Here is a 13,352-nt window from a genome sequence, read left to right as displayed (position 1 = left end):
TTTGCATAGACCTAAACCACAGGAATTTTACAGACATTTTAAAGGAGGAAGATATCAGGTTATCACCATTGCAAGGGATGCGGATACAGGTGAAGAACAGGTAGTGTATCAGGCACTTTACGGTGATTACACTGTTTACTGCAGACCTCTTAGTGAATTTGTCTCGGAGGTTGACAGAGATAAATATCCTAATGCGGATCAGAAGATGAGATTCGAACTTTTTGCGCCCTATGAGAACAAGGCGGATGAGGAAATATCAGCTGCTCCCGTAAAAACGAAAGAAGTAACACCTGTTACTCCTGTAGAAACAAAAGAAGTAACACCTGCTTTTGAAAAAGAGGAACAAGATAATGTTATAAGGCCTCAGACGGATGTGATAAAAAAACGGGCGATTGATATGCTGAAAAGTGCCAATACTCCGATGAAAAAGGAGGAGAAGGAAGACAACACGTCTGATAAGGTGATTAAGCCGGACCCTGATAATGAGATTAACAGCAATTATATGAATCGCACGATCGAGGAGGAAGCCGAGGACTTTGGAATGAACCCTCTCGTGGTAAGATTCCTTGATGCAAGGAATTCCGCTGAGAGAATTGAGGTTCTCAATCTTATAAGACCGGTTGTTACCAATGATATGATTGATGTGATGGCAATGTCCATAGATACAGAGATTCCCGGGGATGATCCGGATGTAAGATGCGCAGAGCTCAGAGAGTGCCTTGTGACAAAGCAGCGATTTGAGGTTACCAGACTTCGCTGACAGGCTAGAATGCCGTTACGAAAAGATAAAAATGTAAATCCATATGATTTTTAAGGAGATATGAAAAGAGATGAAGTTATTAAGTATTGCAGTTCCATGTTACAATTCGCAGGATTATATGAGAAAGTGTATCGATTCACTTCTTGTCGGAGGCGAAGAGGTAGAGATTCTTATTGTGGATGACGGATCAAAAGACGATACGGCAGCAATAGCTGATGAGTATGCTAAGAAGTATCCCACAATCTGCAAGGCAATCCACAAGAAGAACGGTGGACACGGATCAGCAGTAAATACTGGACTTGAAAATGCTACAGGTCTTTATTTCAAGGTTGTTGACAGTGACGACTGGGTAAAAGAGATAGCTTACAGAAAAATACTTACAACTCTTGAGGAATTTGTTGTAAGTGGCGAGAGACTCGACCTTCTTATCAGCAATTTCGTTTACAACAAAGAGGGTGAGCAGCGCCATAAGGTGATGCGTTATAACAGAATGTTCCCCATTGAGGAGCTTTTCACCTGGGATGATGTTAAGAAGATATCCATAGGACATTATCTTCTTATGCATTCCGTAATATTCAGAACAAAGCTTCTTAGAGACTGCGGTCTTAAGCTTCCGGAGCACACATTCTATGTGGATAATATCTATGTATTTAATCCGCTTCCGTTTGTTAAGACGATGTATTATCTTGATGTCAATTTCTATTATTACTACATCGGAAGATCAGATCAGTCTGTAAACCAGGAGATCATGATCTCAAGACTTGATCAGCAGGTAAGAGTTAACAAGCTGATGGTTGATTATTATGTTGAAAATATCGGAATGATAAAGTCAAATAAGAAAAGACATCACTATATGTTTAATTATCTTGAGGTTATCACTGCTATTTCAACAATACTTATGGTTGTGTCCGGGACAAAGGAAAATCTTGAAAAGCGCAAGGAGCTCATGAAATACATCAGAAACAGAAGTTTTCTCTTGTATGCTAAGCTTCGCTATCGTATCGAGGGAATTTTTGTATATCTTCCCGGAAAGGGCGGAAGAAAGGTTACAATGGCAGGCTATAAGATTGCCCGGAAATTGTATAACTTCAATTAAAACTGTCGCAGTACAAGTTCAAATAAAAAAGCATGGCTGTTTTCATAAAGCCATGCTTTTATTGTTGTTGTTATAATTTACTGCAGCGCTCTTCTGGTCTTTTGCCTTTCGTCGAAATGGTGATATGCGTTCACGATAAGCTCACTCTTATATACTACCAGGTTGGAACATACTGCAAAGATGATTCCTCCAAGAACATCTATTACCGAATGCTGCTTAATGAACATTGTTGAAAGAATGATCAGTATGCAGAAGACGAGAGAACTGTTCTTGAGCCACTTCTCAAAACGCTTGGAATTGGAAATGGCAAGGTGTGTGCCGATTGCATTGTACACATGAATGCTTGGCCAGAGATTGGTCGGCGTATCCGTCTTGTACAGATTCTGAATCATGTGTGTGAAAATGTTATCCCTCGGCATTACCGCAGGTCGCATATACTGTATATTGGGCCAGATAGATGAAATGATCAAAAACAGCGTCATTCCGGTGAAGAAGAATGCTGCATTCTTGAAAAAGTCTTCCATATCGTACATTAGCAGGAACAGGAAGAAGAAGAATGAGCAATAAACAAACCAGCCCAAATACGGGATGATGAAAATCTCCAGGAACGGGATCTTGTCATCTAAAGCTGCGTGAATTTCTGTATAATGTAACTCCTTGGTACCTTCCAGATGGAAAAACCATGTGAAGTAAACAAATGCGTAAATTATTACCGGTATGAGGCATCTGATGGTATCTTCCAGTCGTTCTTTGGTCCAAGGCTTGTCAAACCACTTTGATGTTCTCTTTTTCATAAATAAATACACCTTTTAATGATAGAAACAAACTAATACTACCGATTTATACTATATCGCAGTGCAAATCTTTTATCAAACACAAAACTGTACAAAAATTATAAAAAAAGTATAAAATACTATACGTTTTTCACGATAAAAGGCTCAGTTTTTGCTGTAAACAGGTGAGCGTAATAGCATCGGATTTTAATAAAACCTCTCCGTCGGTATGAACCCATAAAGGAAGAGCGGTACGGATTTTTATTTCCTTTGCTCTTATATGGTGGATTCCTTTCTGACCATAGTGTTTGCCAAAAAAGGCCAGGGGCAGTGCTTTAAAGATCCGAAATGTGCTCATGTCGCCGCCTGCAATGAGATCAAAATAGCCATCCTGCAGATCCGCATCCGGGGCGAACTTAAAGCCGCCGCCTTCATAGTGGTGGATCATGGCTGCTGCAAAAATGAGATGGTCTATGTGAATGTGTTGATTATCATCCGTCTCAATATCACAGGAGGGCTGATCGGCGTGAAGTATTTGCCTGATTGCAATCGAACCGTAGGTGAGTTTACCAAGACCCAGCCTGTTCAGGAAATTCTTAGTATTTGAAGAAAGTGCTTCTTCACAAACCGCGGCGTCAAAACCTATTCCTGCACTGACATCAAAACGTCTGTCGGAAGCGATTCTCTCATCGTGAAGTCTGGAGAAGGTCTTTGTCATATGATCATAATGAACATTGCCTATATCCAGCTTTCTTACTACTTCTTCCTTCAAAATTCGATCTATCAGGTCTTCTGGATTTTTCGGAAAATCCAGATCGCGGACGAAATCATTTCCGGATCCAAGCGGAACAACGCCGAGGCGCACTCTGTCAAAATCCTGAATGCCGGATATTACTTCATTTAGGGTGCCGTCTCCACCCATTACAACAATATTTATAGGCTCTGAAGAATCTTCACCGATCTTCTTTTCAGTAAGCTTCTTCACAACGCTCATGGCGTGCCCGGGGCCTTTGGTAAAGACAACCTTGTAGGGTTTCCCCAGAGTCTTGCATTTTTCCTCAAAAATGTTGTAGATATTTTTGCCGTTCCCCGATCTTGCTGAAGGATTAACTATACAGTAAAACATTATTTCATACGCTCCCGAAATAAAACTCTTATTCATTTTATCAAATGATTTCTGTTTTGACACCTATATCATTATATGCTATGATACTTCACAATTGCTTTAACACATTAAAACGTCAAATTATCGAAGTGGAGGAAATGCCGGTATGTATTCATTGGATGAAGTAAAAAATGTCGATCCTGAGATCGCTGACCTCATCGTAGAGGAGATGGAGCGTCAGAACGATCATATTGAGCTGATCGCATCTGAAAACTGGGTAAGTAAGGCTGTTATGGCAGCTATGGGTAGTCCCCTTACCAACAAGTATGCGGAGGGCCTTCCGGGAAAACGTTACTACGGCGGATGCTATGTAGTAGATAAGGTAGAGAACATTGCAAGAGACAGAGCAAAAGAGCTTTTCCATTGTGACTATGCAAATGTTCAGCCTCATTCCGGAGCGCAGGCTAATCTCGCAGTTCAGTTTGCACTCTTAAAGCCCGGTGACACAATTCTCGGTATGAACCTCAGTCAGGGCGGACATCTTTCACACGGAAGCCCGGCTAATATATCCGGTACATATTACAATGTAGTGGCTTATGGTGTTGATGAGAATGGCTTCATCGATTATGAAGAGGTCAAGAGGCTTGCCAAGGAGCATCAGCCCAAGCTTATCATCGCAGGTGCATCTGCATACTGCAGAACAATTGATTTTGCAAAGTTCCGTGAGGCAGCTGATCTTTGCGGTGCTGTTCTTATGGCTGATATCGCTCATATTGCAGGACTTGTTGCAGCAGGCGTTCATCCGAGCCCGTTCCCGTATGCTGATGTTGTTACAACGACAACTCACAAGACCTTAAGAGGCCCCAGAGGTGGTCTTATTCTCTGGAATCAGGCAGCTCAGGATAAGTATAAGTTCAACAAGGCTGTATTCCCCGGAATTCAGGGTGGCCCGCTTGAGCACGTTGTAGCGGCTAAGGCAGTATGCTTCAAGGAAGCTCTTACTCCCGAGTTCAAGGAATATCAGCAGCAGATTGTGAAAAATGCAAAGGCACTCAGTGAAGGCCTTATGAGCAGAGGTGTTAAGATCGTTTCGGGCGGTACAGACAACCACCTCATGCTTATCGATCTTACAAATTTTGATCTCACAGGTAAGGATGTTGAGGCATGGCTTGATGATGCACACATCACTGCAAACAAGAATACAATACCCAATGAAAAGCAGTCTCCCTTTGTTACAAGCGGTATCAGACTCGGAACTCCTGCAGTTACTACCCGCGGAATGAACGAGGAGGATATGGATAAAATTGCGGAAGCAATTTCAATCGTAATCAAAGGAAAAGGCGAGAAAAATGATGAGGCAAGAGCAATCATCAAAGAATTGACTGCAAAATATCCGCTTATATAAAAAATTTAGCAAAATATTAGAGCTGACCTTAAATTTTTATATTTAGGGCCAGCTTTTTTCTTTTGATTTTATACTTTATTTCGAGAAGAGAATTCGGTATTTTGAATTGTACAAATATTATGACTATTACAAACAATTTATCAGATAATCGATATTTTTATACGAAATAATCTAATATCAAAAATATTTTTTAAAAAATGTATTGACAATTATATCCGGCATGTGTATACTACGATTAAAGATAAGAGAAAGAGAAAACTTCTTTCAGAGAATTCAGCAGGGTGCTGAAAGAAATGGAGGTACGGTCCAAAGGGAACTTAAGTTTTTACTCTAATTCTTAGTTATTAAATTTTTCGGAAAGGAAGGTACAGACCGCCGAACTATTTAACACCACAAACAATAGTGAATTTCCATCACAACGAGTCTTAGTACATGACATGGTGGCGTTTAGCATGATCGTCGTATCATCCGTCACAGCATACGAGTGCAAAGGTTAATGGAACGGGCAGAGTTGAGAAAGTGGAGGAAAGTCCATTGGACAACGAAACACAATTTGAACATGAGTAAGGGCGAATGCATAGATAGAAATGCACTCGCCCTTATTCGTTTTGCTGCGCAAAACGAATAAGGGAATTATGCACACGAGCGCATATTGAATTTGTTGCCTTCGGCAACTGCGCTCGGCGCAGGTATTTTGCAAGCAAAATTCCATCTCTAGCGTTTATAGTGGTCTTCTACATAATTCTACAATATTTTGTGTCCAACATCTTCCGAAGTGGTAGAAATTGTGGTTTTAGTATGATATACTAAATCTAAGTTTTTTAGGGGATTTTCCATGGGGAGGATATATGGAAGACAAAATGAATATTAGTAACGGTTCTGAAAGAGATGTTCGCAGAGAGCTTAGGAGACAACGCAGGATCAAGGCCCAGGTTACAGCATATGTTATAACCGGTGTTTTGGGTGTTTCTGTTGTTTCGGCCGCCTTTCTTGGCGTTAATAGCATCGTGAAGGCCGTTAAGGACTATAATGCTTCAGTGGAGGAGGCAGTGGCTGAAGCTAAGCAGGTGGGAGCAGAGCAGGCAGCAGTGGCTTCTCCTGAGGAGAATATCACTGAATCAGAGGTTCAGAGTACTGATGCTATGCTTGATAATATTGTGGATACCTGCATTTCCGAGATGCCGCTTGAGGACAGAGTGGCAGGCCTGTTTATGATATCACCCGAGCAGCTTACAGGCTCGGATGCTGTAGTTAAGGCCGGGACAGCAACACAGGATGCCCTTTCACAGTATGCAGTTGGTGGACTTTTCTATGTAACCAAGAATATTAAGGATGAGGCTCAGATCAAGGATATGCTTAGTTCTACCGCATCAATGAGCAAGTATCCGCTTTTCATATCAACCACAGAGGTTGGCGGAGAGAAGAGTCTTGTGGCAAATGGTCTTGGACTTGATCCGGTGGCGTCTCCCACAGAGCTTGGAGCTTCCGGTAATGCCGATGAGGCTTATAATACAGCTTCAAGAGTTGCTGACTATCTCAATGCCTACGGCTTTAATCTGAATGTTGGTGTAAATGCCAACCTGACTGATTCAGGCACATCATTCGGTACAGATCCGCAGAACGTATCGGCAATGGTTGCCAAGACGGTTGAGGGACTTCAGTCCTTTGGTGTATCCGCAGGACTTCAGTATTTCCCGGAGACTATTAACAGCGGCAATTCCATAGAAGGGCTTCAGGATGCACTTAGTCCCTTCAGAGCAGGAATTGATGCCGGTGCAAGTATGATTATGGTATGTACTGCGCCTTCGATGGGAATCACAGGTGATGAAACACCTTCATGCCTCAGTTCTGTTGTTGTACAGGATCTCCTTAGAGGGCAGCTTGGATTTGACGGAATAATAATTACCGATTCACTTTCAGATCTTGCAGACAGATATTCCTCTGCAGATGCAGCAGTAGCAGCCATCCAGGCAGGTGCGGATATGATTTTCCTTCCTGCGGATTTCGTTGATGCTTATCAGGGAGTACTTGCAGCAGTGCAGAATGGTACGATAAGTGAGGAGAGAATAAATGAATCTCTTCGCAGAGTATACAGAGTGAAATATGCTAACCGTGTTGAGGAGATTACCTCCGGCCAGTAATTTTTTTACAAATTTGAGCAATCAAATGCCGCCGCATCAGCCATAAGGCCGATAGCGGCGGCTATTCTTAAGTACGCCTTTCGGCGAACGTTCACCATTTCATCAGATAAAGGAATCCAAAATAGAGGATAGATCCGAATTCATGGTTCCTGCCTTTGAGTAGGTTGAAGAACTTGAAGCGGCTCTTGAAGCGGAGGTCTCAAGACTTGTTGCGGCCTGAGATACTTTATAACCAAAGCCTGCTTTCTGGGTAAAAATATTCTGTGTGGCTTCTGCTCCTGCAGCTTTAAGTTTATCTTTGTCGAGCGAGAGCTTGCCATCATCTTTGATACTGATTCCTATGGAGGAGAGTTCACTCTTATAGGAATTTGTAATCTTTCCGAGATAGCTTGCTCTTGTATCTGTTGTTACATCAGAAATATCTCCGGTGGAATCAATAAGCTTATTATAGCTGCTTACAAAGTTTGAAACAGCACTTGATATTTTTGACATGTCATAGTCATAAACCTTTGATTCAGCACCATCCTCATCTTTGACAGTCTGCCACGTCTTTTCGAAAACAGAGTTGTCGCCGGTCTTGGACAGAGTATCAAGTTTTGATGCAACATCCTTAGCATTGGATGAAATAGCTGAATATTGTTTTTTTTCTGCGGCTTTGGACTTTTCAGTCTCGGTGGTCTGCCGCGTGGATTCTTTTTCGGTTTTATCTGCAGAATCTGCTTTTTCGCTGTCTATTTTCTTGTAATATGCTGAAACCAGCTTTCCATAACTTCCGTTTTGGATGGAGGAGTAATCGGAAAGCATACTTGACAGTCCGGACATGAAGTTGGTCGATGAAGAACTACCGGACATACTGCTAAATAGGGTGGAATAATCCATGTTAACGTTTATTCCCATATACATCACTCCTTTGATCTTCGGGGCTATAGACACCCGGAAAAACAGCATCCATGCTGTTTGTATACTACTCCTACTTTATTTTTACACCCATACCCCTGATTTTTCAAATGAAAAGACCATTAACACTATAAAGAATGTGTAAAAATAAGCGGTTTTGCGAATGTTCTGAAGTGTTATTTACAAACATGATTGGGCTAGTGTAAAATATAGTGGATTTCAGATAGATTGAGAGGATTTGAACGATTTATGTCATCTATTATACAAAATGATCAGGTGTTTAATAATGAAGTTTCTTTTTGCAGAGTTTACAGCAAAGAGAGCAAGAGAATATTAGAAGAGCGTTTTCTGGCGAATCGTATTTCTTACTACATTGACTGGCAGGACAAGAGCTTCCTGCAGCGTCTGTTTGGTTCTGATAAGGATAAAATTATGTGCACAATCCGCATCAACAGAGCAGATGTTGAACGCGCGTTGGAACTTGTTTCCGGCCTCGAAGATGTCAAGATCAGAGATTTTGGCGATAGGAAGGGCAGAAACAGTAAGAACAAACCCAAGAAGAAATAATGTCAGACCTCCGGAATTGCCGGAGGTTTTTCAGACTATAGAGGGTATATGCTTTCTCCTTAAAGGAGAAGGTGCCAGCGAAGCTGACGGATGAGGGTATAAATAATGAATAAAGATATTACACCAAGAAAGAACGAAACAACTAAACGTCGCGTGGCTCCCAAGGGAGCCGGTGCTGCAAAGAAGCCTTCTGTCAAAAGGACACCCAGCAAGTGTCCTGTTTCCAAGAAGTGCGGCGGCTGTCAGATGATCGATGTGCCCTACAAGGAGCAGATCAAAAGAAAGCACAAAAGAGTTGAAGAACTGATCGGAAAATATGGAAAAGTTGAGCCCTTCATGGAGATGGAACATCCGGAGCATTACAGATGTAAAGTTCATGCGGTTTTCACTCATGACAGAAAGGGTAATCCTGTATCCGGAATATATAAAGAAGGGACTCATGATGTAGTCCCTGTTGACGCATGCTATCTTGAGAATGAAAAAGCAGATGCTATTATTGCAACCATCCGAGGAATGCTCAAGTCCTTCAAGATTAAAACTTATGATGAGGACAACGGATTTGGCCTGTTCAGACATGTTCTTATAAGAGTTGGACACAATACTGGAGAGATAATGGTTGTTCTTGTGTTGACATCGCCGATTCTTCCTTCGAAGAACAATTTCGTGAAGGCGCTGCTGAAAGAACATCCGGAAATAACAACAATTGTTATTAACGTCAATGATAAGCATACAAGTATGATTCTCGGCGATAAAGAGAAGGCAATCTACGGACCCGGCTTTATCTACGATACCGTATGCGGCATGAAATTCAAGATTTCACCCAAGTCCTTCTATCAGGTTAACCCTGTTCAGACAGAGAAGCTTTATTCCAAAGCGGTTGAACTTGCGGGACTTACCGGAAAAGAGACAGTCCTTGACTGCTACTGCGGTGTTGGAACTATTGGTATTATTGCAAGTCCGAAGGCCGGTGAAGTTATCAGTGTGGAAATCAACAAGGATGCAGTTCGTGATGCAAGATTAAATGCAAAAATGAATGAAATTAAGAATATCACGGTATATGAAAATGACGCCAGCAAGTTCATGGTGCAGATGGCAGAGGCGGGAGATCACGCAGATGTTGTCTTCATGGATCCGCCTCGTTCAGGTTCAACCGAGATTTTTCTCGGCTCCATGTTCAAGCTGAATCCCGACCGTGTTGTATATATTTCCTGCAGCCCCGATTCTCTGGCAAATGACTTGGAAATCATAACCAAGAATGGGTACAAAGCGGAGCGAATCATACCGGTTGATATGTTCCCGTTTACCAGGAGTTGTGAGACAGTAGTTCTCTTGACGAAGAGAAGCGTAAGCGCAGGCTGAGCCTAGAGCGGAACTTCCACGCGAAGTAGTTGTGGGAATTGAGATAATTTAGTTTAGGAGTGTATTAGAGACATTTCGTGATGGGATGTCTCTTTTTAATTTGCACTTATTTAAATTTGTTGCTATAATCTGTTTCATTCTGAACGAAGGCAGTGAGATGCGTATCGGAGACACTGCTGATTTCCATTTTGATAATAAAGATAATTGAATATAGTCCATTTATTTATGAGGATATGAGCTGCTTGATTCTTCTTTATCGTATTTTGAGGTGTTAAGCACCTTTTCTGTTGTGCCGGAGATATGTACAGGGTACCTTTGGCGAAATAGCACTGCTGAAAGATAAGTGATGAATGTTTGCGGCAGTTGTATTAACCATTACTGTACTGCTACAAAGTTTATTTTGAATAAATGCGGTAGTTAAAAAAGTATACCGCTACTGCCGCTATAAAAATATATGCATAGTGCGGCAGTGTCATATATGTATATTGAAATGCTACAAAAACAAATATTTGGATATGTGGCAGTACAGGAAGTAAAAAAATAACTGCCGCAACAAGACAATATGGGAGTTGTGACAGAAAAGATGGGGCGAAATGTGCTGCTATAAAACTGAAAATAATAGTTTGCGGTAGATGTAGTAAGCCTAAACATAATGCTGCAAAAGCTTGGTTCACAATATGCAGCAGAATAATTGAGATTAAGAAAGGAATATTTTATGCAAGGACTGGAAGAATTACTAAAGGAGGAACAAAAACGGCTAATGAAGATAAAGAAATGTGTAGAAGATAGGTTATCTTCAGCACCGGAAGGAACTCTAAGAATTACAAATTGCGGAAAGAGACCGCAGTATATGCTTTGTACAGGCAAGAATGAAAAGTGTAAAAGGCAGGGTGAGTACATAAGGCGAGAAAATAGCAATATAGTGAAGCCTCTTGCGCAGAAAGCATATGACAAGAGAATTAAAAGAATTGTTGACCGAAGACTTAAGCAACTGGAAAACATTTGCAATGAATATAAAGACGATGAACTACTGGAGATATACAATTCACAAAGTGATATAAGGAAAAACATGGTAGAACCTGTTGAAACCCCATTCGAGCAGAGAATTCAGAAGTGGAAGGAGGTTCCATATCAAGGGAAAGGATTTGCTGAAGGGGCTCCGGTGATACTTAGCAAAAAAGGAGAACGAGTACGATCAAAATCAGAGAAAATTTTGGCGGATACATTTTATGATATGGGAATTGAGTATAAATATGAGTGTCCACTGTTACTGAAAGGATATGGTACCATATATCCGGATTTTACATTGCTTAGTAAAAGAACCGGGAAAGAAGTATACTGGGAACATGATGGGAGAATGGATGATCCCGATTATGCAGATAAAGCTATTAGAAAAATAGATTCATATATTGCTAATGGAATAATTCCCGGAGACAGATTGATAGTAACCTATGAAACATCAAATTTTGTTTTAAGGGATAGGACAGTTAAAGAACTTATACATGCTGCCATATTATAAATACATAACAGTAAAACATTCTGATTCAACGCTAAGTTGTATTTTCTCCGAGAACAAGTTGTTAGGAATCCTCTTTGGTTTCTGCTAAATTGAAGTTATCAAAGATGCATCTATTGAAAAAACTGAAAAGAGGTAAATGCATATGTCGCTAGGAAACAATATAAAAAAATATCGTCATGATTTAGGATATACGCAGGAAGAACTGGCAGGTATTCTTTGCATTACAAGCCAGGCCGTTAGCAAATGGGAGAGCGGGTCAGGGCTTCCTGATGTTACTCAGATAGTTCCGTTGGCACAGGCTTTAAACGTATCAACAGATGCATTGTTTGGATTTAATACTGAGATCTATGATGTGAATTTCGCAGAGGAAGTGGAGCAGAAAGCTAATACTCTTCGAGATAGTGGAGAACAGTCTCAGGGAGCTTTAAATGCAGTTCAATATTTGGATCAACAGTGCGAAGAGAATATATTTAATTATGGTATTATGACTAGCTTTGTTCAGGCTGTTGGGCATATGAGCCGCTATGTAAATCCAAATAATTCTTATTACTCCGGGCTTATGGAGAATGATGGTAAGGAATGGAAACAGCTTATTAGGAGAACTGAAAACAGAGCGATGCAGGTTATTCGATACTCAGGAGATAAGGCGCTTGTGGATAAATGCCACTTTTCACTTGCATGGCTTTGCTGGCACTCAGGTGAATGGGAAAAGGGCATGCAGCATGTTGAAGCCCTTCCTTCTATCAGCAACAATATGCTTAAGGAAACGCTTCTACCATACTTTATAAGCATTGACACGGAAGAAGGCAGGGAGAATTGGAAGGGACAAATCTGTGACAATTATCAAAACTTCATAAGAGCTTTAAACAAGCAGATTTTATATACTGCTGAAAGTATGATGTGGGTCAGTCCATTAAATGAAGTCGAGGAAAAATGTTTTTGGGGATTATCCATCATGGACAAATTTATGGAAAATGAAAAGATGAAAGCGCATTGTCAGGGATATTATCGAGATACCTATAAGTTTTTAGTTGCAGCATATTTGAGGAATGATATGCCGGGGAAAGCTGCCGAGGAATGGAAGAAGCTATTAGGGAAAATTGATGAATATGTTGAATTCTGTTCTGAAATAAATAAGAAGGAACCCAAAGAAGTAGTGCGCATTTATGGCAATGCCGCCGCTCGCAATATGGAAATTTATACCAGAGAGTGGATAGACAGTAAATTACAGTTTATGCTTGGCCAACTTCGAAGCTGGAGTAAAGAAGATGTATTTTCTGAATTTGAAAAATTAGTCTAACGTTGTGATAAACGCCGCACATATTATATGTTGACTGTGTTATTATAAAGGCATGTGTTTTCTGGTGGGAAAACATATGCCTTTTATTGTGTAGCATCTTTAATAAAACCCCCTGCTATGCAGGGGGACAACAGCTGCTTCAGCTTACAGTAAAAAACCTCCCGTGCTAGAATTACTACGGTTCGCCAACCAAAGTAAAGCACAGGAGGTAGTCCAAAATGGACATGAATAGTTTATCACACACTAGATGGGAGTGTAAGTATCACATAGTATTTGCACCTAAGTTCAGGAGAAAGGTTGCGTATGGTCAGATCAAGCAGGACATTGCAAATATTCTCAGTACATTATGCAAGAGGAAAGGTGTAGAGATAATAGAGGCAGAGGTATGCCCCGATCACATACATATGCTGGTAAGGATCCCACCGAGTAT

General features: G+C 40.9%; 12 protein-coding genes. 9 read left to right on the top strand and 3 right to left on the bottom strand.

The features are described from left to right. Position 1 precedes the first annotated feature (1 nt). Both G596_RS24050 and G596_RS0116105 read left to right on the top strand, forming a co-directional pair. Positions 2–760, top strand: coding sequence for a DUF1653 domain-containing protein (locus G596_RS24050; RefSeq protein WP_022762857.1), 759 nt, complete (start codon positions 2–4; stop codon positions 758–760). Between the two features lie 70 nt (positions 761–830). Continuing rightward, entirely contained in the window at positions 831–1,856 is a 1,026-nt protein-coding gene (locus G596_RS0116105; protein WP_022762856.1) for a glycosyltransferase family 2 protein, read from the top strand. 77 nt (positions 1,857–1,933) lie between these two features. On the opposite strand, the gene G596_RS22565 is transcribed toward G596_RS0116105, so the two are convergent. Then, the gene (locus tag G596_RS22565) at positions 1,934–2,650 is read right to left on the bottom strand and encodes a phosphatase PAP2 family protein (protein ID WP_022762855.1); all 717 of its coding nucleotides are present in this window, start codon (positions 2,648–2,650) and stop codon (positions 1,934–1,936) included. Between the two features lie 130 nt (positions 2,651–2,780). Next, entirely contained in the window at positions 2,781–3,791 is a 1,011-nt protein-coding gene (locus G596_RS0116095) for a diacylglycerol/lipid kinase family protein (RefSeq protein WP_242829205.1), read from the bottom strand. Between the two features lie 109 nt (positions 3,792–3,900). Here G596_RS0116095 and glyA point away from each other — a divergent pair, with 109 nt between their 5' ends. Beyond that, positions 3,901–5,139 carry a serine hydroxymethyltransferase gene (gene glyA, locus G596_RS0116090; RefSeq protein WP_022762853.1) on the top strand — a complete coding sequence of 413 codons (1,239 nt, stop codon included), beginning with the start codon at positions 3,901–3,903 and terminating at the stop codon, positions 5,137–5,139. A gap of 848 nt (positions 5,140–5,987) precedes the next feature. Further along, a complete protein-coding gene (locus G596_RS22560) occupies positions 5,988–7,280 on the top strand; it encodes a glycoside hydrolase family 3 N-terminal domain-containing protein (protein WP_022762852.1) in 1,293 nt (430 codons plus the stop codon). A 102-nt stretch (positions 7,281–7,382) separates the two neighbouring features. On the opposite strand, the gene fliD is transcribed toward G596_RS22560, so the two are convergent. Beyond that, the gene (gene fliD, locus G596_RS0116080) at positions 7,383–8,177 is read right to left on the bottom strand and encodes a flagellar filament capping protein FliD (RefSeq protein WP_022762851.1); all 795 of its coding nucleotides are present in this window, start codon (positions 8,175–8,177) and stop codon (positions 7,383–7,385) included. Between the two features lie 249 nt (positions 8,178–8,426). On the opposite strand from fliD, the gene G596_RS0116075 reads away from it, so the two are divergent. From G596_RS0116075 to tnpA, 5 genes are all read left to right on the top strand, one after another. Next, positions 8,427–8,744 (top strand): hypothetical protein, encoded by a 318-nt coding sequence (locus G596_RS0116075; protein WP_022762850.1) that lies wholly within the window; start codon positions 8,427–8,429, stop codon positions 8,742–8,744. Positions 8,745–8,849: 105 nt separating this feature from the next. Continuing rightward, on the top strand, positions 8,850–10,103 hold the full coding sequence (gene rlmD / locus G596_RS22555) for a 23S rRNA (uracil(1939)-C(5))-methyltransferase RlmD (RefSeq protein WP_022762849.1): 1,254 nt from the start codon (positions 8,850–8,852) through the stop codon (positions 10,101–10,103). A 760-nt stretch (positions 10,104–10,863) separates the two neighbouring features. Next, positions 10,864–11,622, top strand: a complete 759-nt coding sequence (locus G596_RS0116060) for a hypothetical protein (protein ID WP_049944874.1) — start codon at positions 10,864–10,866, stop codon at positions 11,620–11,622. 142 nt (positions 11,623–11,764) lie between these two features. Then, the gene (locus G596_RS24045) at positions 11,765–12,922 is read left to right on the top strand and encodes a helix-turn-helix domain-containing protein (protein WP_022762846.1); all 1,158 of its coding nucleotides are present in this window, start codon (positions 11,765–11,767) and stop codon (positions 12,920–12,922) included. Between the two features lie 218 nt (positions 12,923–13,140). Continuing rightward, positions 13,141–13,352: IS200/IS605 family transposase (gene tnpA / locus G596_RS0116050; RefSeq protein ID WP_022762471.1), on the top strand; the 212-nt coding region annotated here is incomplete at its 3' end.

It is taken from the genome of Butyrivibrio sp. AD3002 (assembly GCF_000420905.1).
In the GTDB taxonomy this organism is placed as follows: domain Bacteria; phylum Bacillota; class Clostridia; order Lachnospirales; family Lachnospiraceae; genus Butyrivibrio.
This window is presented reverse-complemented; position numbering and strand designations above follow the sequence as displayed.

Coding starts and splice junctions, on each gene's coding strand:
- G596_RS0116060 (WP_049944874.1), top strand. CDS start 10,864: ATGAAGATAAAGAAATGTGTAGAAGATAGGTTATCTTCAGCACCGGAA.
- fliD (WP_022762851.1), bottom strand. CDS start 8,177: ATGGGAATAAACGTTAACATGGATTATTCCACCCTATTTAGCAGTATG.
- G596_RS0116095 (WP_242829205.1), bottom strand. CDS start 3,791: ATGAATAAGAGTTTTATTTCGGGAGCGTATGAAATAATGTTTTACTGT.
- glyA (WP_022762853.1), top strand. CDS start 3,901: ATGTATTCATTGGATGAAGTAAAAAATGTCGATCCTGAGATCGCTGAC.
- G596_RS0116075 (WP_022762850.1), top strand. CDS start 8,427: ATGTCATCTATTATACAAAATGATCAGGTGTTTAATAATGAAGTTTCT.
- G596_RS22565 (WP_022762855.1), bottom strand. CDS start 2,650: ATGAAAAAGAGAACATCAAAGTGGTTTGACAAGCCTTGGACCAAAGAA.
- G596_RS24045 (WP_022762846.1), top strand. CDS start 11,765: ATGTCGCTAGGAAACAATATAAAAAAATATCGTCATGATTTAGGATAT.
- G596_RS22560 (WP_022762852.1), top strand. CDS start 5,988: ATGGAAGACAAAATGAATATTAGTAACGGTTCTGAAAGAGATGTTCGC.
- G596_RS0116105 (WP_022762856.1), top strand. CDS start 831: ATGAAGTTATTAAGTATTGCAGTTCCATGTTACAATTCGCAGGATTAT.
- rlmD (WP_022762849.1), top strand. CDS start 8,850: ATGAATAAAGATATTACACCAAGAAAGAACGAAACAACTAAACGTCGC.